We start from the raw sequence: 19,716 nt of genomic DNA on the forward strand, positions 1-19,716 counted from the left end.
GCGGGATGTTCTCCAGCTATTTAGTATTGGGAAGCCACAATGATTGGCATAAAAAGCATCGCCAGTTACGTGCCGGCCGACGGGATCGATAACTACGCCCAGGGTGCCAAATTCGCCAAGGATGAAGAGTTCATCATCGGCAAGATCGGTTCGGCCTTTCTGCCACGCAAGGATGCGGTGCAGGAAACCTCCGATCTGTGTGTCGAGGCGGTCAACGCTTTGTTTGCCAACAACCCGGATTTGAAGCGTGAGTCCATCGACGCGCTGATCGTCGTGACCCAGAACGGCGACGAAGAGGGTTTGCCCCACACGGCGGCTATCGTCCAGGACAAACTGGGCCTGCCGACCCACGTGGCGGCGTTCGATATTTCCCTGGGCTGCTCCGGCTACGTCTATGGCATCTATGCCATGAAAGGCTTCATGGAAGCCGCCGGCCTGAAAAACGGCCTGCTGATCACCGCCGACCCGTATTCGAAGATCGTCGACCCGGAAGACCGCAACACCACCATGTTGTTCGGCGACGCCGCCACGGCGACCTGGATGGGTGAAGATGCGCCGTGGTTGCTCGGCAAATCCAAGTTCGGCACCGACGGTTCCGGCGCGCCGCACTTGAAAGTCAGCGACGGGGTGTTCTTCATGAATGGCCGTCAGGTGTTCAACTTCGCCTTGCTCAAGGTACCGGCGCACCTGCATGAGCTGCTCGATGAGTCGCAGCTCAAGGCCGAAGACATCGATGCGTTCTGTATCCACCAGGGCAGCGCGGCGATCGTCGATGCCGTGGCGCGCCGTTTCGAAGACGCGCCGCTGGACAAATTCATCAAGGACATGGTCGAGACCGGCAACACCGTGTCTTCGAGCATTCCGTTGCTGCTGGAAAAGCACGTGATGGACGCGACCTGGAAGCGGGTCGCGGTCAGCGGGTTTGGTGTGGGCCTGTCGTGGGGATCGGCGATTCTCTATCGTCCGTGACTGCCTGATAGGCTGAACAGCACCTTTAAATGAAGACGCCGATGATTGAAGAGTCATCGGCGTTTTTTATTTGGCGCCAGAAAAACCGGCAAATGCGGGGTTTCAGGCCGGTGTAAACCCTTGAATTTCAAGGGGTGGCACGGTGCTAGTAAAAAATTTCAAAAAAACCCTCAAGCAACCGCTCACCACGACGATAACTATTACGTAGGTTCTCAGGCCACACCCGGCGGTTGCCAGGGCCGGAAGCCGCAGTATCCATCCAACGAGGATTTCGTCATGGCTTTAACAGTAAACACTAACATTGCTTCCATCACTACCCAGAACGGCCTTGGCAAAGCGGCCAGCTCGCTGCAAACCTCCATGCAGCGTCTGTCCACCGGCCTGAGCATCAACAGCGCCAAAGACAACGCCGCCGGCCTGCAGATCTCCAACCGTCTGACCAGCCAGATCAACGGCCTGGGCCAGGCAGTCAAGAACGCCAACGATGGTATCTCCATCGCGCAAACCGCTGAAGGCGCAATGCAGGCTTCGACCGACATTCTGCAAAAAATGCGTACCCTGGCTCTGTCCTCGGCTACCGGCTCCCTGAGCGACGCCGACCGTACTTCCAACCAGGAAGAATACCAGGCTCTGACTTCGGAACTGACCCGTATCTCCCAGACCACTACTTTCGGTGGCCAGAAGCTGCTGGACGGTTCGTACGGCACCAAGTCGATCCAGGTCGGCGCCAACGCCAACGAAACCATCAACCTGTCCCTGGACAACGTTGCGGCCAACAACATCGGTTCCCAGCAGATCAAGAGCGTGGGCGTTGCCCCTAGCGCTACTGGTGTTGCAGGCGGCGTGATCGGCGTCACCGGTAACGGCCAGACTGCCAGCGTCACCGTAGCTGCCGGCGCATCGGCCAAAACCATCGCCAGCCAACTGAACGGCGCTGTAGGTGGCCTGAGCGCTTCCGCCAGCACTGAAGCTCAGTTCACTGTGGGCGCTGCTGCCAAGACTGCTCCTGCTACCTTCACCATGACCATCGGTGGTCAAGCCACTACCTTCACCGGTGTGACTGACACTGCCAGCCTGGCTGACCAACTGAAGTCCAACGCCGCCAAACTGGGCATCAGCGTTAACTACGACGAATCCAAAGGCACCCTGTCGGTGAAATCCGACTCCGGTGAAAACCTGGCCTTCAGCGCTTCGACCGACGCCGGTTCGATCACTGTTGCCACCAAAAACGGTTCGGGCGTCTACGGTGCCGGTGTTGCACTGGCTGACGGCATCATCGCCACTGGCGCTGTGAACCTGGACTCGTCCAAAGGCTACGCCCTGAACGGTGCTGGTGTAACCGGTCTGTTCGCTGCTGCCGGTACTGCCGCTGCTTCGACCAAGACTTCGGTTGCTCAAACCGACGTGACCAGCGCTTTCAACGCGCAATCGGCCATCGCTGTAATCGACAAAGCCATCGGCGGCATCGACAGCGTACGTTCGGGCCTGGGTGCTGTTCAGAACCGTCTGACCACTACCGTAGACAACCTGACCAACATTCAGAAGAACTCCACCGCTGCACGTTCGACTGTACAAGACACCGACTTCGCTGCTGAAACAGCCGAGTTGACCAAGCAACAAACCCTGCAGTCGGCCGCTACCGCGATCCTGTCGCAAGCCAACCAACTGCCATCCTCTGTACTGAAACTGCTTCAGTAATAGCGGCGCTTGGTAACTGACGGAGGGGCGCGTTTACGTGCCCTTTCGTCTTTTCAGTTGTAGAGGAGATTGGACATGGACATGAGTGTAAAGCTGGCCTCGTCTTATCCACCGGTTGCCCCGCAAAGCGCGACCACCCCTGTTGTTGCAGACAAAGACAAGACCAGGGTCGAGCCGATTGCGCCGTCCTCGGCTGAGCCTGAACGGGCTGACCTGGAAAAGGCTGTCACTGATATTCGCGAATTCGTACAAGCGGCCCAGCGCAAACTGGATTTTTCCATTGATGACACGACCCACCGGGTGGTGGTCAAGGTGATCGCCACCGAGAGCGGTGAAGTGATTCGCCAGATTCCATCGGAAACGGCCTTGAAGCTCGCACAAAGCCTGGCGACTGCCAGCCATGTGCTGTTTGACGAAAAGGTCTGAACTGGCACGAAACTTGTTGCAGTGATTTTCTTGAAGTGTTGTTCGCCAAGAAAACGGCAACTACTGGATTAGGAGAGAGACGATGGCGAGTACAACGGTTAACGGTGTTGGATCGGGCATCGACATTCAGGGCATCGTGAAGTCCCTGGTGGCTGCTGATAGTGCGCCGAAGCAGACGCAGATCAACACCCAGTCGCAGAAGGCTACCACCCAGCTGTCGTCGATCGGCAAGATCCAGGCTGCGCTGGACGCCTTTCGTGGTTATCTCAAGAGCACTACGGACGACAACAGCTTCAGCGGCTTGACCGGTACCTCGTCGAACGAAAAGGTCGCGACCATGACCACTGCGGCGGGGGCGGCCAACGGCAGTTTCAACCTGGTGGTCAACAAGCTCGCGCAGCCTTCCAAGCTGTCGACCGCTACCTTGGCGGGCGGTGCGTCGACCGTCGTCAACAAAGGCACCACGGCCACCACGTTGACCATTTCCCAGTCCGGCAAGAAGTTCGACCTGAGCGTTCCGCCGGGTGCGACCTTGAAGCAGGTGCGTGACTCCATCAACACGCAGTTCGGCACCTCCGGCCTGAGCGCCAACATCGTGACGGACTCCACCGGTTCGCGCATGGTCCTGACGTCCACCACCGGTGGTGTGGGCTCGGACCTGACGCTGTCGGGCAACTCAGGCATCGACACCGGCTACACCGTGATCGACACGCCGCAGAACGCCGAATACACCATTGACGGTGTGGCGTACACGTCCAAGACCAACAACATCACCGAAGCGGTGAGTGGTGTGAGCATCAAGCTGTTGTCGGTCTCGCCGCCCGTGAGCAGCACCGACTCGACGAAATCGGTCACGACCATTTCCGTCACCACCAGCACCACGGCGCTGAAGTCCGGGGTCAAGGGTTTCGTCGACAGCTACAACGCCTTGCTCAAGGCCATGAACGCCGAAACCAAGGTGACCAAGGACGCGGCCGGTAACTCTGTGCCGGCGGCGTTGACCGGTGACGCGAACATGCGCTCCCTGCAGACGGCATTGCGCAACGAGTTCAACGCCCAGTCCGGCATGGGCGCCTTCAAGTCTCTGGCGCAGTTTGGCGTGAGCACCGACTCGGCCACCGGCCTGTTGGTACTCAACGACAAGGACTTCGACAAGGCGGTACTGACCAACGCGGCGGACATCAGCAGCATGTTCAGTGGCAAGACCGGGCTGCTGGCACGCATGACGGCAGCGACCGACGACTACGCCAAGCCGACCACCGGGATCTTCGCCACGCGTTCCACGTCGCTGTCGGACAGTTTGAAGAAATTGACCCAGGACCAGACCGACCTGGATGCGCATGTGACTGACCTGACCGCCAGCCTGACCCGGAAATATACCGCCATGGACACCCTGGTGGCGCAGTTGCGTCAGCAAAGTAACAACATCCTGGGTACGCTCAACGCTTTGAACAATCAGAAGAACAATTGATTGATCGCGCATGAAAAAGCCCAGGTCATGCGACCTGGGCTTTGTTGTTGATAAGACCGGCGGGTTAAAGTTTTTTGTGAGCTCGTCGACATAATGGTTACTGAAACCCTATTCGCTGTCGCCTGTCACGAGGTAGAACCATGAATCCCATGCGAGCCCTTCGCCAATACCAGAAGGTCAATTCCCACGCCCAGATCTCCGAAGCCAGCCCGCACCGCCTGGTGCAGATGCTGATGGAGGGCGGGCTCGACCGCATGGCGCAGGCCAAGGGTGCGCTGGCGCGGGGTGACATCGCGCAGAAGGGCCTGATGCTCGGCAAGGCTGTCGACATCATCATCGGTCTGCGTGACGGCCTGGATGCCGAGAAGAGTGAAGATCCTGCCTACATCCAGCAACTGGAAAGCCTGTACGCGTACATGACCAACCGTTTGATGGAAGCCAATCTGCACAACGACGCCAGCATGATCGACGAAGTCGCCCGTTTGCTGATTACCGTGAAAGAGGGCTGGGATGCCATCGCAACACCACAAGGTGAAGCACAATAAGGCCGAGCGCCTTGAGGAACACGTCATGAGCCAAGCACTTCAACGCATTGATGAAACCCGTGAAGCCCTGATCGATGCGCTGGCGGAACGCAACTGGGACGCCATTGGCGAACTGGATATGGGATGCCGCAACGTGATCGAGCAAGTGCTGAACGAAGCGCCGGTGGACGAAGATGTGCTGCGCGAGAAGCTCGAAAGCCTGTTGGCGGTCTACCAGCAATTGCTGGAAGTGACCACAGGTGAGCGGCAGGCGATTTTTGAAGAGATGTCGCTGATCAACCGAGCTAAAAATGCGTCAAAGGTTTACCATCTGTTCGGCTGAACGGGCCCAGTTAATCCGAACGGTGCGTCATATATTTGACTATGCCCGCATTTTTGACTTAACTAGTGCTGTTTTCAGATTTCAGACGGTTGCAGCGCAGAAAATGCCTACAGCTATCTAGATTGCCCCGATTCGAGGGCATTTGAGTTAACTAGGGAAGTTGCTATTGCATGTGGCGTGAAACCAAAATTCTGCTGATTGATGACGATAGCGTCCGCCGCCGCGATTTAGCGGTGATTTTGAATTTTCTTGGCGAAGAAAATTTGCCCTGCGGTAGCCATGATTGGCAGCAGGCGGTCAGCTCATTGTCATCGAGCCGTGAAGTCATTTGTGTGCTGATCGGGACGGTAAACGCTCCTGGCGCAGTTCTGGGCCTGTTAAAGACACTCTCAACCTGGGATGAGTTCCTTCCGGTTTTGCTAATGGGCGAAATTTCTTCTGTCGACCTGCCGGAAGACCAGCGCCGCCGGGTGCTTTCCACCCTGGAAATGCCCCCCAGCTACAGCAAATTGCTAGATTCCCTGCACCGCGCCCAGGTCTATCGCGAGATGTACGACCAGGCCCGCGAGCGTGGTCGCCACCGCGAACCCAACCTGTTCCGCAGCCTGGTCGGCACCAGCCGCGCCATCCAGCACGTGCGCCAGATGATGCAGCAAGTGGCCGATACCGACGCCAGCGTGCTGATCCTCGGCGAGTCGGGAACCGGCAAGGAAGTGGTGGCGCGCAACCTGCACTACCACTCCAAGCGTCGCGACGGACCCTTCGTGCCGGTCAACTGCGGGGCGATCCCGGCAGAGTTGCTCGAAAGCGAACTGTTCGGCCACGAGAAGGGCGCCTTTACCGGGGCGATCACCAGCCGCGCCGGGCGTTTCGAGCTGGCCAACGGCGGCACCCTGTTCCTCGACGAAATCGGCGACATGCCGCTGCCGATGCAGGTCAAGCTGCTGCGCGTGTTGCAGGAGCGTACCTTCGAGCGCGTGGGCAGCAACAAAACCCAGAGCATCGATGTGCGCATCATCGCGGCCACCCACAAGAACCTCGAAAGCATGATCGAGGTGGGCAGCTTCCGTGAAGACTTGTACTACCGCCTCAACGTATTCCCCATCGAGATGGCACCGCTGCGCGAGCGCGTGGAGGACATCCCGCTGCTGATGAACGAACTGATCTCGCGCATGGAGCACGAGAAGCGCGGCTCCATCCGCTTCAACTCGGCGGCGATCATGTCCCTGTGCCGACACGGCTGGCCGGGCAACGTCCGCGAGTTGGCCAACCTGGTGGAGCGCATGGCGATCATGCACCCTTACGGCGTGATCGGCGTGGTCGAGCTGCCGAAGAAATTCCGCTACGTCGACGACGAAGACGAGCAACTGGTGGACAGCATCCGCAGCGACATGGAAGAGCGGGTCGCCATCAATGGCCACACGCCGGACTTCGGTTCCACCGCCATGCTGCCGCCGGAAGGCCTGGACCTCAAGGACTACCTTGGCAACCTGGAGCAGGGGCTGATCCAGCAGGCTCTGGACGACGCCAACGGCATCGTCGCCCGCGCCGCCGAACGCCTGCGCATCCGTCGTACCACACTGGTGGAGAAGATGCGCAAATACGGGATGAGTCGTCGAGAAGGCGATGAACAGGCAGATGATTGACGCCTGTTTTTCAAACCGCTGATTTATCAGCGGTTTTTTTTCGGCACAAGTATTGCTACAGCCCTCGCAACGCACCGTTTCACTGACGGTCAGCCAAGCGAGAGAGCATGATGCCCCACGCCGTCCAACTATCTTCGGTCCCTGATCTCCAGGGGCCTGCGCCTTCTGTAGAACAGCTCAGCCGCCATGGCCTGGAACAGGCTTTTTCGCTGTTCAACCAGATGTCCAGCCAACTGACGGACTCCTACAGCCTGCTCGAAGCCCGGGTCTCGGAACTCAAGGGCGAACTGGCGGTGGTCAGCGCCCAGCGCATGCAAGAACTGGCCGAGAAAGAGCGCCTGGCCAACCGTCTGCAAAACCTGCTGTCGCTGTTGCCGGGCGGTGTGATCGTCATCGACGACCAGGGCCGTGTGCGCGAAGCCAACCCGGCAGCCAGCGACATGCTCGGCCTGCCGCTGGAAGGCGAGTTGTGGCGCGAAGTCATCAGTCGCTGCTTTGCCCCGCGTGAAGACGACGGTCACGAAATCTCGCTCAAGGACGGTCGTCGCCTGTCCATCGCCACCCGTTCCCTGGACGCCGAGCCCGGGCAACTGGTGCTGCTCAATGACTTGACTGAAACCCGTCACTTGCAGGACCAGTTGGCGCGTCATGAGCGGCTGTCGTCCCTGGGGCGGATGGTCGCTTCTTTGGCGCATCAGATCCGCACGCCCCTGTCGGCGGCGTTGATCTACGCCAGTCATTTGACTGATGAACAATTGCCCGCTTCGACGCACCAGCGTTTTGCCGGGCGCCTGAAAGAGCGCCTGCACGAGCTGGAGCATCAGGTGCGCGACATGCTGGTATTTGCCCGGGGGGAGTTGCCGCTGACCGATCGCGTCAGCCCTGGCGAACTGATGCAGGCGTTGCAGGCGGCGGCTGCTACCCATATCCAGGACGTCCAGGTGCGCTGGCAGTGCGACAGCCACGTGGGTGAGTTGCTGTGCAATCGCGACACCCTGGTCGGTTCCTTGCTCAACCTGATCGAAAACGCCGTCCAGGCCAGCGGCTCGGGGGCGCGTCTCAAAGTGCACCTGTACGGCCGTGGTCAAACCCTGCGGCTGTGCATCAGTGACAGCGGCAGCGGTATCGATCCTGCCGTGTTGCAGCGCCTCGGCGAACCGTTTTTTACCACCAAGACCAACGGCACTGGCCTGGGCCTGACCGTGGTCAAGGCTGTGGCACGGGCTCATCAGGGAGAATTGCAACTGCATTCGCGCCTGGGGCGCGGCACTTGTGCATTGATGACGTTGCCGCTGTTTTCAGGCGCGGCAAGCGCGGAGTAAAAAGCATGGCTATCAAGGTTTTGTTGGTGGAAGACGATCGCGCCCTGCGTGAAGCATTGGCTGACACGCTGCTGCTGGCGGGCCATGACTACCGGGCGGTCGGTTCTGCCGAGGACGCCTTGGAGGCCGTCGAGCAAGAGTCGTTCAGCCTGGTGGTCAGTGACGTCAACATGCCGGGCATGGACGGCCATCAGCTGCTGGGCCTGTTGCGCGCGCGCCAGCCGCAATTGCCGGTGCTGTTGATGACCGCCCACGGTGCGGTAGAGCGCGCGGTGGACGCCATGCGCCAGGGCGCGGCGGATTACCTGGTCAAGCCCTTCGAGCCCAAGGCGCTGATCGAACTGGTGGCCCGTCATGCCCTTGGGGTGATCGCGGTGGTGGAGGGCGAAGGCCCGATCGCCTTCGAACCGGCCAGTGCGCAATTGCTGGAGCTGGCCGCCCGCGTGGCGCGCAGTGATTCCACCGTGCTGATTTCCGGCGAGTCCGGCACCGGCAAGGAAGTGCTGGCGCGGTATATCCACCAGCAATCGACCCGGGCCAAGCAACCCTTTATCGCGATCAACTGCGCGGCGATCCCCGACAACATGCTCGAAGCCACGCTGTTCGGCCATGAAAAGGGCTCCTTCACCGGCGCCATCGCGGCCCAGGCCGGCAAATTCGAACAGGCCGATGGCGGCACCATTCTGCTCGATGAAATTTCGGAAATGCCCCTGGGCCTGCAAGCCAAACTGCTGCGGGTGTTGCAGGAGCGCGAAGTGGAGCGGGTCGGCGCACGCAAGCCGATCCAGCTGGATATCCGTGTGGTCGCCACCACCAACCGCGACCTGGCGGGCGAAGTGGCGGCGGGGCGCTTCCGTGAAGACCTGTACTACCGGCTGTCGGTGTTCCCCCTGGCCTGGCGCCCACTGCGCGAGCGGCCGGCCGACATCATCCCGTTGGCCGAGCGCCTGCTGAGCAACCACGTCAAAAAAATGAAGCACGCCCAGGCGCGGCTGTCGGCGGAGGCCCAGGCGTGTCTGGTGGCTTACCCGTGGCCGGGTAACGTGCGTGAACTGGATAACGCCATCCAGCGCGCGCTGATCCTGCAACAGGGCGGCTTGATCCAGCCTCAGGATTTCTGCCTGGCCATGGGCGCAGGGGTGGCGCCGCTACCCAGCCTGGCACCTGCACCGGTGGTGGTCGCTGAAGCGGAGTCCGCCGGCGCGCTGGGCGATGACCTGCGTCGCCGCGAATTCCAGATGATCATCGACACCCTGCGTTCCGAGCGCGGCCGCCGCAAGGAAGCTGCCGAACGTTTGGGGATCAGCCCGCGCACCCTGCGCTACAAGCTGGCGCAGATGCGCGACGCGGGCATGGATGTGGAAGCGTACCTGTTCGCCACCTGACCCGCGGGGTTGGGCAAAAATTTAGGCCGACAGGGTTTGTCGCCTTTTCTTACGAGTCGCCACGGATCTGGCACCCTTGTTGCTACCACCCCTAGTAACTGCTGCGTAGTGTCAAAAAATTGCGGGTTGTCGGAGAGAGAAGGTCATGAGCCAGGGTATTGAGTTCAATCGGTTGATGTTGGATATGCGCTCCATGCAAATGGATGCCATGAGTCAGCCGAAATCCGTCGCACAAGCGCCGGAATTGGGCCAAAGCAGTTTTGCCGACATGCTGGGCCAGGCCATCAACAAGGTCAGTGATACCCAGCAAGCCTCCAGCCAGTTGGCCAACGCCTTCGAGATCGGTAAAAGCGGCGTCGACCTCACCGATGTGATGATCGCCTCGCAAAAAGCCAGCGTTTCCTTCCAGGCCTTGACCCAGGTGCGCAACAAGTTGGTTCAGGCCTATCAAGACATCATGCAGATGCCGGTTTAAGGACGAGATTTAAGTCATGGCAGAAGCAGTCGTGGACAACGTACCCGCCAAGGCAGAAGGCAAGCCGCCACTGTTTGGCCTGTCGTTCCTGGAAAACCTCTCCGAAATGACCATGCTGCGTCAGGTGGGCCTGTTGGTCGGCCTGGCGGCGAGCGTGGCGATTGGTTTTGCCGTGGTGCTGTGGTCGCAGCAACCCGATTACCGGCCGCTGTACGGCAGCCTGGCGGGCATGGACTCCAAGGCGATCATGGAAACCCTGGCCGCCGCCGACATTGCCTACACCGTAGAGCCCAACTCCGGGGCGCTGCTGGTCAAGGCCGATGACGTGGCCCGTGCGCGCATGAAGCTGGCCGCCGCTGGTGTGACCCCGTCGGACGCCAATATCGGTTTCGAAATCCTCGACAAGGACCAGGGCCTGGGTACCAGCCAGTTCATGGAAGCCACCCGTTACCGCCGTGGCCTGGAAGGTGAACTGGCACGGACCATCTCCAGCCTCAACAATGTCAAGGGCGCCCGTGTGCACCTGGCCATCCCGAAAAGCTCGGTGTTTGTGCGCGACGAGCGCAAGCCGAGCGCTTCGGTGCTGGTCGAGCTGTTCGCTGGCCGCTCCCTGGAGCCCGGCCAGGTGCTGGCGATCATCAACCTGGTGGCCACCAGCGTTCCCGAGCTGAGCAAATCGCAGATCACCGTGGTGGACCAGAAGGGCAACCTGCTGTCCGACCAGGCCGAGAACTCCGCGCTGACCCAGGCCGGCAAGCAGTTCGACTACAGCCGTCGCATGGAAAGCATGCTCACCCAGCGCGTGCATAACATTCTGCAACCGGTGCTCGGCAACGACCGCTACAAGGCCGAAGTGTCGGCGGACGTCGACTTCAGCGCCGTCGAGTCCACCTCCGAACAGTTCAACCCGGACCAGCCTGCGCTGCGCAGCGAGCAGTCCACCAACGAACAACGCACCGCCAGCAATGGCCCGCAAGGTGTGCCGGGTGCCCTGAGCAACCAGCCGCCGACCCCGGCCTCCGCGCCGCAGACCACCGGTGGCGCCACTGCGTCCGCCGGTGCCGTGCAGCCTGGCCAGCCATTGCTTGACGCCAACGGCCAGCAGATCATGGACCCGGCCACCGGCCAGCCGATGCTCGCGCCGTACCCGTCGGACAAGCGCAACCAGTCCACCAAGAACTTCGAGCTGGACCGTTCCATCAGCCACACCAAGCAGCAGCAGGGCCGTATCAATCGCCTGTCGGTGTCGGTGGTGGTCGATGATCAGGTCAAGGTCAACCCGGCGGACGGCGCCGTTACCCGTGCCCCGTGGAGTGCCGACGAATTGGCGCGCTTCACCCGCCTGGTGCAGGACGCCGTCGGTTTCGACGCCAGCCGTGGCGACAGCGTCAGTGTGATCAACATGCCGTTCTCCGCCGAGCGCGGCGAAGTGATTGCCGACCCGGCGTTCTACACCCAGCCGTGGTTCTGGGACATCGTCAAGCAAGTGCTGGGCGTGTTGTTCATCCTGGTGCTGGTGTTCGGCGTGCTGCGCCCGGTGCTCAACAACATCACCGGCCATGGCAAGAAACAGCTGGCCCTGGCCGGCGGCGACGTCGAGCTGGGTGGCATGGGCGGCCTGGATGGCGAGCTGGCCAACGACCGCGTGAGCCTCGGCGGACCGCAAAGCATCCTCTTGCCAAGCCCGAGCGAAGGCTATGACGCTCAGCTGAACGCAATCAAGAGTCTGGTGGCAGAAGACCCGGGCCGTGTGGCCCAGGTCGTGAAAGAGTGGATCAACGCAGATGAGTGATAATCGAGCCGCTGTTGCCAAGCTCACCAAGGTCGACAAAGCCGCAGTCCTGCTGCTGTCCCTCGGTGAAACCGACGCCGCCCAAGTGCTGCGCCACATGGGCCCCAAAGAGGTCCAGCGCGTGGGCGTGGCCATGGCGCAGATGCGCAATGTGCACCGCGAGCAGGTCGAGCAGGTGATGAGCGAGTTCGTCGAGATCGTCGGCGACCAGACCAGCCTGGGCGTCGGCTCCGACAGCTACATCCGCAAGATGCTCACCTCGGCCCTGGGCGAAGACAAGGCCAACGGCCTGATCGACCGCATTCTGCTGGGCGGCAACACCAGCGGCCTGGACAGCCTCAAGTGGATGGAGCCGCGCGCCGTGGCCGACGTGATCCGCTACGAACACCCGCAGATCCAGGCGATCGTGGTGGCGTACCTGGACCCGGACCAGGCCGGCGAAGTGCTTGGCCACTTCGACCATAAAGTGCGCCTGGACATCATCCTGCGTGTCTCGTCGCTGAACACCGTGCAGCCGGCGGCCCTCAAGGAACTCAACACGATTCTGGAGAAGCAGTTCTCCGGCAACTCCAATGCCTCGCGCACCACCCTGGGTGGCATCAAGCGTGCGGCGGATATCATGAACTTCCTCGACAGCTCGGTCGAAGGCCAGCTTATGGATTCGATCCGCGAAATCGACGACACCCTGTCGGTGCAGATCGAAGACCTCATGTTCGTGTTCAACAACCTGTCCGATGTCGACGACCGGGGCATCCAGGCGTTGCTGCGCGAAGTGTCCTCCGACGTGCTGGTGCTGGCGCTCAAGGGCTCCGACGAGAACGTCAAGGAAAAGATCTTCAAGAACATGTCCAAGCGTGCGTCCGAACTGTTGCGCGACGACCTGGAGGCCAAGGGCCCGGTGCGCGTCAGCGACGTGGAAACCGCACAGAAGGAAATCCTCACTATTGCCCGCCGTATGGCCGAAGCCGGAGAAATCGTTCTCGGCGGGAAGGGCGGCGAAGAAATGATCTAAGGCGCCACGCATGTCGAACAAAGATGAGGCGCCCAGCGATGTGATTCGCGCGCGGGATGTCGGCGGGTTCGACATCTGGTCGTTGCCCAGTTTCGATCCCCACGTGCCGGAGCCTGAGCCTGAGCCGGTCGAAGAGCCTCCGGTGGAAATCGAAGAAGTGCCGCTGGAGGAAGTCCAGCCACTGACCCTCGAAGAGTTGGAGGCTATCCGCCAGGAGGCGTACAACGAAGGCTTTGCCGCTGGCGAAAAGGACGGCTTTCGCAGCACCACCCTCAAGGTGCGCCAGGAAGCCGAGGCCGCGCTGAGCGTCAAGCTGGCCAGCCTGGAGCGTTTGATGGGCGGGCTGTTCGACCCGATTGCCGAGCAGGATTCGCAGATCGAAAAAGCCATGGTCGGCCTGGTGCAGCACATCGCTCGCCAGGTGATCCAGCGCGAGTTGCTGATGGACTCCAGCCACCTCGAAAGCGTGATGCGCGAAGCCCTCAAGTTGCTGCCGCTGGGCGTCGGCAATGTGCGCCTGTACATCAACCCTCAGGATTTCGAACAGGTCAAAAGCCTGCGCGAGCGCCATGAAGAAACCTGGCGCATCGTCGAGGACGCGTCCCTGCAACCGGGCGGATGCCGCGTCGAGACCGAGCACAGTCGCATCGACGCCACGGTGGAAACCCGTATCAGCCAGATCATGGCCAAGCTTTTCGATCAACTGCACGAGCAGGCCCTGCACCCGGCGGAGCCTGACCTGAGCGTTGAGCTGGACGCTCCCGATGCGCCTTGATCGCACCAGCTTCGCCAAGCGCCTGGGCGGTTACGTTGAGGCCACCGAGCTGCCTGGCCAGCCAATTCTCGAAGGGCGCCTGCTGCGTATGGTCGGCCTGACGCTCGAAGCCGAAGGCCTGCGCGCCGCCATGGGCAGCCGTTGCATGGTGATCAACGATGACAGCTACCACCCGGTGCAGGTCGAGGCCGAGGTGATGGGCTTTTCCGGCAGCAAGATTTTCCTGATGCCCGTGGGCAGCCTGGCGGGTATCGCCCCCGGCGCCCGCGTGGTGCCACTGGCCGATACGGGCCGCCTGCCCATGGGCATGGGCATGCTCGGTCGGGTCCTCGACGGCGCCGGTCGCGCGCTGGACGGCAAGGGCGGCATGAAGGCCGAAGACTGGGTGCCGATGGACGGCCCCACCATCAACCCGCTCAACCGCAACCCCATCAGCGTGCCGCTGGACGTGGGCATTCGCAGCATCAACGGATTATTGACGGTGGGCCGTGGCCAGCGTCTGGGCCTGTTCGCCGGTACCGGTGTGGGTAAGTCGGTATTGCTGGGCATGATGACCCGCTTTACCGAGGCCGACATCATCGTGGTTGGGCTGATCGGCGAACGGGGCCGTGAGGTGAAGGAGTTCATCGAGCACAGCCTCGGTGAAGAAGGTCTGAAGCGTTCGGTGGTAGTGGCTTCGCCAGCCGACGATGCACCGTTGATGCGGTTGCGCGCCGCCATGTACTGCACGCGCATCGCCGAATATTTTCGCGACAAGGGCAAGAACGTCCTGTTGCTGATGGACTCGCTCACGCGTTTCGCCCAGGCCCAGCGGGAAATCGCCCTGGCCATCGGCGAGCCGCCCGCGACCAAGGGTTATCCGCCGTCGGTGTTCGCCAAGCTGCCCAAGCTGGTGGAGCGTGCCGGTAATGCCGAGGCCGGCGGGGGCTCGATCACCGCGTTCTACACCGTGTTGTCCGAGGGCGATGACCAGCAGGACCCCATCGCCGACTCGGCGCGGGGCGTACTTGACGGCCACATTGTGTTGTCGCGGCGCCTGGCCGAGGAGGGGCATTACCCGGCCATCGATATCGAAGCGTCCATCAGCCGGGTGATGCCGTCGGTGGTCACGCCGGAGCACATGATCCGTGCGCAGCAGTTCAAGCAACTGTGGTCGCGCTATCAACAAAGCCGCGACCTGATCAGCGTCGGTGCCTACGTGGCCGGCGGTGACCGTGAGACCGACCTGGCGATTGCCCTGCAGCCGCAACTGGTGACCTACCTGCGCCAGGGCCTCAACGACAAGATCGGCATGGGGGAAAGCGAGGCGCACCTGCAATCGATCTTCGCCCCGGCGCCAGGGGGTTAAGCCATGGCCAACAGCCGTTCCGCGCGCCTGGCCCCCGTGGTGGACATGGCCGAAAAAGCCGAAAAGACCGCCGTGCAACGCCTGGGATATTTCCAGGGGCAAGTACGCCTGGCGGAAAGCAAGCTGGGTGACCTGGAGCGCTTTCGCGGCGAATACCAGCAGCAGTGGATAGAGCGCGGCAGCAAAGGTGTATCCGGCCAATGGCTGATGGGCTATCAGGGCTTTCTCAATCAGTTGGAAACCGCTGTGGGCCAGCAACGCCAAAGCCTGGCCTGGCACCAGAACAACCTCGACAAGGCGCGCGAGAGCTGGCAGGCGGCGTTCGCCCGGGTCGAAGGCTTGCGCAAACTGGTGCAGCGCTATATCGACGAAGCGCGAGCCATCGAAGACAAGCGCGAACAGAAATTGCTCGACGAACTCTCCCAGCGCCTGCCACGCAAAGACGTCTATTGAAAGTTGCCCGCAGCTCCTTCTCCTGCTAAACCTTGTCTCATTGCCAATGACACGGAAGCAGTTGCATGTCAGTCGAGTCGGAAGTATCCCTGGATGGGAAGAAGTTGACGATCGCGGTCAAGGGCCGGTTTGATTTCAGCAGTCACCAGCACTTTCGTGAAGTCTACGAACGCATCTACCCCAAGCCCGACGCCATTGTGGTAGACCTCAAGGAGGCCACCTACCTCGACAGTTCCGCCCTCGGCATGTTGCTGCTGCTGCGTGACCATGCCGGGGGCGACGATGCCGATATCCGCGTGATCAACAGCAACTCCGATGTGCGCAAGATCCTCGGCATTTCCAATTTCGACAAACTGTTCGACATCAGTTGAGCGCCCTGGCCCCGGTCCTTGAGCCGCTGACGATCCTGATCGCCGAAGACAGCGCCGCCGACTTGTTGTTGCTGTCGACCATCGTGCGGCGCCAGGGCCACCAGGTGCTCACCGCCAGCAACGGTGCGCAAGCGGTGGAGGTGTTCACGCGCGAGCGTCCGCAATTGGTCTTGATGGACGCGCTGATGCCGGTGATGGACGGTTTTGAAGCCGCACGGCAGATCAAGCAACTGGCGGGTGAAGCGCTGGTGCCGATCATCTTTCTGACCTCGTTGCGCGAGAGCGAAGCCCTGGCCCAATGCCTGGATGCCGGCGGTGACGACTTCCTGCCCAAACCCTATAACCAACTGATTCTGGCCGCGAAGATCAACGCGATGGACCGCCTGCGTCGCTTGCAGGCCACGGTGTTGCAGCAACGTGACCTGATCGCGCGGCACCATGACTATCTTTTGCATGAGCAGCGCGTGGCCAAGGCCGTGTTCGACAAAGTCGCCCACTCCGGGTGTATCAACGCCGCGCCGAATATCCGCTACCTGCAATCGCCCTACGCGCTGTTCAACGGCGACCTGTTGCTGGCTGCCTACACGCCCTCGGGCGACATGCACGTGCTGCTCGGTGATTTCACCGGCCACGGCTTGCCGGCGGCGGTGGGGGCGATGCCGCTGGCCGAGGTGTTCTACGGCATGACCGCCAAGGGCTATGGCCTGGCGCAGCTCCTGCGGGAGATGAATGCCAAGCTCAAGCGCATCCTGCCGGTGGACATGTTCTGCTGCGCCACCTTGTTGTGCCTGAGTGCCCAGCGGCGGGTGGTCGAGGTGTGGAATGGCGGCATGCCCGAGGGCTATGTGCATGAGGTCGCCAGCGGCAAGCGCACGCCGTTGGCATCAAGGCACTTGCCGCTGGGCGTGCTCTCGGCGGAAGCCTTTGATGACCGCACTGAAGTCTGGCCCATGGCCTTGGGCGATCGGGTGTTTCTGTTGTCCGATGGCGTGCTGGACACCGCTGACGCCAATGATCAGCTGTTTGGCGCCGAACGGTTGCAGCAGGTGTTTGCCGCCAATCGCGAGCCCGACCGCCTGTTCGAAGACATCGAACAGGCCCTGGCCGCGTTTCGTGGTGAGGCCCGGGATGACGTGAGCATGGTGGAAGTCACCCTGCAACCCGGCCAATCGCTGCGGGCCACGGAGCCGTTGTATGCCGACAGCGGCCAGTCGTGCCCGCTGGACTGGTCAGTGAGCTTTGAATTTCGCGCCGAAACCCTCAAGCGTTACAACCCGTTGCCGTACCTGTTGCAATTGTTGCTGGAAATTCACGGCCTGCGAGAGCAGAGCGGGGCGCTCTACAGTGTGATGGCCGAACTGTATTCCAATGCCCTGGAGCATGGCGTGCTGGGCCTGGACTCCCGGCTCAAGCGCGATGCCCAGGGGTTTGCCCGCTATTACCGCCAGCGCAACGAGCGCCTGGCGAGTTTGAACAGCGGCTATGTGCGGGTGCATGTGCAGGTGGTGCCGACCGACATGGGCGGCAACCTGACCTTGCGCATTGAAGACAGTGGCCCGGGGTTCGACGTGGAGCACGTATTGGCCCGTCCGCTGGATATCGACCGTCTGTCTGGTCGGGGGTTGAGCCTGGTGCGCCAGCTGAGCAGCGATGTACGTTGGTCTGACGGCGGGCGCAGTGTCTGCGTGGAGTTTTCCTGGGAGGCTCTGGCATAATCCGCCGATTCTTGATCAAGGAGCGAGCAAGTGGTTGAGACTCATCTGGACCCTGGCGTGTTGTCGGGTTTGCAGGAGGTCATGGAAGGCGAGTATCCCAAGTTGCTCGATACCTTTCTCGATGACTCCCAGAAGCGTGTCGAGGCGCTGCGCAAGGCGCGGGACGATGCCACGACATTGGGGCGGATCGCCCATAGCTTCAAGGGCAGCAGCGGCAACCTCGGTGCATTGCGCTTGGCGGAGTTGTGTCGGCGTCTGGAGGTTGAGTCTGCCGGGGCGGCGGTGGATCTTGGGAAGCTGGTGGATCAGATTGATCGTGAGTTTGCGGTGGTGAAGCGGTTGTATGAGACGGAGCGCCAGCGGTTTCGGATTTGATTGCGTGTAGATCCGTTTCTGCGGTAACGGCGGCCTGGTAGCCGATCGCTCCCACGATTTGGATCTCCTGTATCAGGCAGATATCAATCTGCTCTGGCTCTGTTTTTGATCTGGGCGCCCCATCAAACAACGGATCTGCACACAAAACCGAAAGCTGGCCCAACTCTTGCTCTACCTCCTGATACTGCATCCCCGATCCCTATGCAGTGGAGACCTTTACCTATGCCAGTCGCCCCGAATTCGCTCCTTCAGGCTGCCCCTGCGGCCAAGCCTCAAGCGCCCGCTGCTACTCCTCAGGTAGCGGCTGCGGACCCCCGGGACAAGGGCCCGGCCTTCGCTCAGGTGTTCGCCAACCAGGCCTCGAAACCCTCGGTCAAGACCGATGACAACTCGGCCAAGCCCACGCGGGACAAGGCTTCCGACGCCAGCGCCAAACCTGCTGCCGGCAACGACAAGTCTGCCGCCAGCGCGCCAGCGGTTGCCGATAGCGGCAATACCTTGCCTGCCAACCCGCCGGCCACGCCGCCTGCCAAATCCGATGACAGTGCCAGTTCCGATGACGATGCCTCGGTGGACCCGACCCTGGCGCAACAGCCGCCGACGGACCCGGTGGTCGACCCGGCGCTGATCGCCACGGTCGCCCCGGTGGCGGTGCCGGTCCCGGCGCCGATGGAAACTCCTGCGCCGGTGGCAGCCAAGGATGACAAGGCTGCGCCACCGGTCGCCGCTGCGCCGGTTGTGGCGACCGAGCCGGCCAAGCCCGAGTTCGATCCGCAAGCCGACCCGCTGGACGCCATGCCGGCGGTGCGTCTGGCGATGGAGCAGGGTGGGCATGTGTCGGCCAGCAGCCAGACTCCGCCGAAAACCGCGCCAGCGCCGACCCAGGATCAACCGACCGCCGCGCAGAATTTCGCCGCCGGCCTGGCCAATATGGTTGACCAGCAAGCCGCCAAGGACAGCACTGACACGGGCGGCGACAAGGCCTTCGGCAGTCTGATCGAGGATGGCCTCAAGGACTTGAAGGGCGCGAGCAGCGACACCCGTGTCGATGACTTCGCCAACCGTCTGGCCGCGTTGACCCAGGCCGCCACGCCGAAAACCGCCAACGCCTTGCCGCCGGTGATGAATGCACCGTTGGCCATGCACCAGAGCGGCTGGACCGACGAGGTGGTCAACCGCGTCATGTACCTCTCCAGTGCCAACCTCAAGTCGGCGGAAATCCAGCTGCAGCCGGCCGAACTCGGGCGCCTGGATATCAAGGTCAACATGAGCGCCGATCAGCAGGCCCAGGTCAATTTCATGAGCGCCCACCCGGTGGTGCGTGAAGCCCTGGAAAGCCAGTCGGGGCGCCTGCGGGAAATGTTCGCCCAGCAGGGCATGGGGCAGGTGGACGTCAATGTGTCTGACCAGTCCCGTGGGCAGGAGCAACAACAACAGCAGCAGGCGCAGACCGCGGGTGTCAGCCGCAGCAGCGGGCGTGGCGGTGATAGCGACTCGGGCGCCCATGTTGAGGTGGCTGAGGCTGTAGCGCCCGTGACCTCGACGGTGATCGGCTCCAGTGCGGTGGATTACTACGCCTGAACCGAGCCTTGCAGAGGCCTGAATGTGGGAGCGGG

The 19,716-nt window shown here is 61.6% G+C and carries 19 protein-coding genes; all 19 read left to right on the top strand.

What is annotated here, in order from left to right:
* Positions 1-39: 39 nt before the first annotated feature.
* The 19 genes from ACW9IB_RS18815 to ACW9IB_RS18905 all read left to right on the top strand — a co-directional run bounded on the left by ACW9IB_RS18815 (position 40) and on the right by ACW9IB_RS18905 (position 19,681).
* Positions 40-969 (top strand): ketoacyl-ACP synthase III, encoded by a 930-nt coding sequence (locus tag ACW9IB_RS18815; RefSeq protein WP_457366084.1) that lies wholly within the window; start codon positions 40-42, stop codon positions 967-969.
* A 276-nt stretch (positions 970-1,245) separates the two neighbouring features.
* Positions 1,246-2,667, top strand: coding sequence for a flagellin N-terminal helical domain-containing protein (locus tag ACW9IB_RS18820; protein WP_457366083.1), 1,422 nt, complete (start codon positions 1,246-1,248; stop codon positions 2,665-2,667).
* Between the two features lie 75 nt (positions 2,668-2,742).
* Complete coding sequence (locus ACW9IB_RS18825; RefSeq protein WP_457366082.1) at positions 2,743-3,093, top strand: flagellar protein FlaG; 351 nt, start codon at positions 2,743-2,745, stop codon at positions 3,091-3,093.
* Between the two features lie 82 nt (positions 3,094-3,175).
* Entirely contained in the window at positions 3,176-4,564 is a 1,389-nt protein-coding gene (gene fliD / locus ACW9IB_RS18830) for a flagellar filament capping protein FliD (RefSeq protein ID WP_457366081.1), read from the top strand.
* A 140-nt stretch (positions 4,565-4,704) separates the two neighbouring features.
* Complete coding sequence (gene fliS, locus ACW9IB_RS18835; protein ID WP_457366080.1) at positions 4,705-5,109, top strand: flagellar export chaperone FliS; 405 nt, start codon at positions 4,705-4,707, stop codon at positions 5,107-5,109.
* Between the two features lie 25 nt (positions 5,110-5,134).
* Positions 5,135-5,431: a flagellar protein FliT gene (locus tag ACW9IB_RS18840; RefSeq protein ID WP_457366079.1), complete on the top strand. Its 297-nt coding sequence runs from the start codon at positions 5,135-5,137 to the stop codon at positions 5,429-5,431.
* 170 nt (positions 5,432-5,601) lie between these two features.
* Positions 5,602-7,077: a sigma-54 dependent transcriptional regulator gene (locus tag ACW9IB_RS18845; RefSeq protein WP_457414875.1), complete on the top strand. Its 1,476-nt coding sequence runs from the start codon at positions 5,602-5,604 to the stop codon at positions 7,075-7,077.
* Between the two features lie 110 nt (positions 7,078-7,187).
* Positions 7,188-8,399 (top strand): sensor histidine kinase, encoded by a 1,212-nt coding sequence (locus ACW9IB_RS18850; RefSeq protein WP_457414877.1) that lies wholly within the window; start codon positions 7,188-7,190, stop codon positions 8,397-8,399.
* 5 nt (positions 8,400-8,404) lie between these two features.
* Positions 8,405-9,784: a sigma-54-dependent transcriptional regulator gene (locus tag ACW9IB_RS18855; protein WP_457414878.1), complete on the top strand. Its 1,380-nt coding sequence runs from the start codon at positions 8,405-8,407 to the stop codon at positions 9,782-9,784.
* A gap of 145 nt (positions 9,785-9,929) precedes the next feature.
* Positions 9,930-10,259, top strand: a complete 330-nt coding sequence (fliE, locus tag ACW9IB_RS18860; protein ID WP_457366076.1) for a flagellar hook-basal body complex protein FliE — start codon at positions 9,930-9,932, stop codon at positions 10,257-10,259.
* A gap of 16 nt (positions 10,260-10,275) precedes the next feature.
* Positions 10,276-12,051 carry a flagellar basal-body MS-ring/collar protein FliF gene (gene fliF / locus ACW9IB_RS18865; RefSeq protein ID WP_457366075.1) on the top strand — a complete coding sequence of 592 codons (1,776 nt, stop codon included), beginning with the start codon at positions 10,276-10,278 and terminating at the stop codon, positions 12,049-12,051.
* Positions 12,044-13,063, top strand: coding sequence for a flagellar motor switch protein FliG (fliG, locus tag ACW9IB_RS18870; RefSeq protein WP_457366074.1), 1,020 nt, complete (start codon positions 12,044-12,046; stop codon positions 13,061-13,063). The genes fliF and fliG overlap by 8 nt, the downstream gene beginning before the upstream one ends.
* Positions 13,064-13,073: 10 nt before the next feature.
* Positions 13,074-13,838 carry a flagellar assembly protein FliH gene (gene fliH / locus ACW9IB_RS18875; protein WP_457366073.1) on the top strand — a complete coding sequence of 255 codons (765 nt, stop codon included), beginning with the start codon at positions 13,074-13,076 and terminating at the stop codon, positions 13,836-13,838.
* The gene (gene fliI, locus ACW9IB_RS18880; protein WP_457366072.1) at positions 13,828-15,186 is read left to right on the top strand and encodes a flagellar protein export ATPase FliI; all 1,359 of its coding nucleotides are present in this window, start codon (positions 13,828-13,830) and stop codon (positions 15,184-15,186) included. The genes fliH and fliI overlap by 11 nt, the downstream gene beginning before the upstream one ends.
* A gap of 3 nt (positions 15,187-15,189) precedes the next feature.
* Positions 15,190-15,639, top strand: coding sequence for a flagellar export protein FliJ (fliJ, locus tag ACW9IB_RS18885; RefSeq protein ID WP_457366071.1), 450 nt, complete (start codon positions 15,190-15,192; stop codon positions 15,637-15,639).
* A 65-nt stretch (positions 15,640-15,704) separates the two neighbouring features.
* The gene (locus ACW9IB_RS18890; protein WP_457366070.1) at positions 15,705-16,010 is read left to right on the top strand and encodes an STAS domain-containing protein; all 306 of its coding nucleotides are present in this window, start codon (positions 15,705-15,707) and stop codon (positions 16,008-16,010) included.
* Positions 16,007-17,725 (top strand): ATP-binding SpoIIE family protein phosphatase, encoded by a 1,719-nt coding sequence (locus ACW9IB_RS18895; protein ID WP_457414880.1) that lies wholly within the window; start codon positions 16,007-16,009, stop codon positions 17,723-17,725. Before ACW9IB_RS18890 ends, ACW9IB_RS18895 begins: the two co-directional genes overlap by 4 nt.
* A 30-nt stretch (positions 17,726-17,755) precedes the next feature.
* Complete coding sequence (locus ACW9IB_RS18900) at positions 17,756-18,100, top strand: Hpt domain-containing protein (RefSeq protein WP_457414882.1); 345 nt, start codon at positions 17,756-17,758, stop codon at positions 18,098-18,100.
* A gap of 222 nt (positions 18,101-18,322) precedes the next feature.
* Positions 18,323-19,681: a flagellar hook-length control protein FliK gene (locus ACW9IB_RS18905; protein ID WP_457414883.1), complete on the top strand. Its 1,359-nt coding sequence runs from the start codon at positions 18,323-18,325 to the stop codon at positions 19,679-19,681.
* Positions 19,682-19,716: the final 35 nt, after the last annotated feature.

The sequence above is a fragment of the Pseudomonas sp. SDO524_S393 genome (genome assembly GCF_054071875.1).

Excerpts from the sequence above, each read along its gene's own strand:
- ACW9IB_RS18855 (WP_457414878.1), top strand. The coding sequence starts at position 8,405 with ATGGCTATCAAGGTTTTGTTGGTGGAAGACGATCGCGCCCTGCGTGAA.
- fliJ (WP_457366071.1), top strand. The coding sequence starts at position 15,190 with ATGGCCAACAGCCGTTCCGCGCGCCTGGCCCCCGTGGTGGACATGGCC.
- ACW9IB_RS18820 (WP_457366083.1), top strand. The coding sequence starts at position 1,246 with ATGGCTTTAACAGTAAACACTAACATTGCTTCCATCACTACCCAGAAC.
- fliG (WP_457366074.1), top strand. The coding sequence starts at position 12,044 with ATGAGTGATAATCGAGCCGCTGTTGCCAAGCTCACCAAGGTCGACAAA.
- fliE (WP_457366076.1), top strand. The coding sequence starts at position 9,930 with ATGAGCCAGGGTATTGAGTTCAATCGGTTGATGTTGGATATGCGCTCC.
- fliI (WP_457366072.1), top strand. The coding sequence starts at position 13,828 with ATGCGCCTTGATCGCACCAGCTTCGCCAAGCGCCTGGGCGGTTACGTT.
- fliH (WP_457366073.1), top strand. The coding sequence starts at position 13,074 with ATGTCGAACAAAGATGAGGCGCCCAGCGATGTGATTCGCGCGCGGGAT.
- ACW9IB_RS18850 (WP_457414877.1), top strand. The coding sequence starts at position 7,188 with ATGCCCCACGCCGTCCAACTATCTTCGGTCCCTGATCTCCAGGGGCCT.
- fliF (WP_457366075.1), top strand. The coding sequence starts at position 10,276 with ATGGCAGAAGCAGTCGTGGACAACGTACCCGCCAAGGCAGAAGGCAAG.
- fliD (WP_457366081.1), top strand. The coding sequence starts at position 3,176 with ATGGCGAGTACAACGGTTAACGGTGTTGGATCGGGCATCGACATTCAG.
- ACW9IB_RS18815 (WP_457366084.1), top strand. The coding sequence starts at position 40 with ATGATTGGCATAAAAAGCATCGCCAGTTACGTGCCGGCCGACGGGATC.
- ACW9IB_RS18825 (WP_457366082.1), top strand. The coding sequence starts at position 2,743 with ATGGACATGAGTGTAAAGCTGGCCTCGTCTTATCCACCGGTTGCCCCG.
- ACW9IB_RS18890 (WP_457366070.1), top strand. The coding sequence starts at position 15,705 with ATGTCAGTCGAGTCGGAAGTATCCCTGGATGGGAAGAAGTTGACGATC.
- ACW9IB_RS18845 (WP_457414875.1), top strand. The coding sequence starts at position 5,602 with ATGTGGCGTGAAACCAAAATTCTGCTGATTGATGACGATAGCGTCCGC.
- fliS (WP_457366080.1), top strand. The coding sequence starts at position 4,705 with ATGAATCCCATGCGAGCCCTTCGCCAATACCAGAAGGTCAATTCCCAC.
- ACW9IB_RS18840 (WP_457366079.1), top strand. The coding sequence starts at position 5,135 with ATGAGCCAAGCACTTCAACGCATTGATGAAACCCGTGAAGCCCTGATC.
- ACW9IB_RS18905 (WP_457414883.1), top strand. The coding sequence starts at position 18,323 with ATGCCAGTCGCCCCGAATTCGCTCCTTCAGGCTGCCCCTGCGGCCAAG.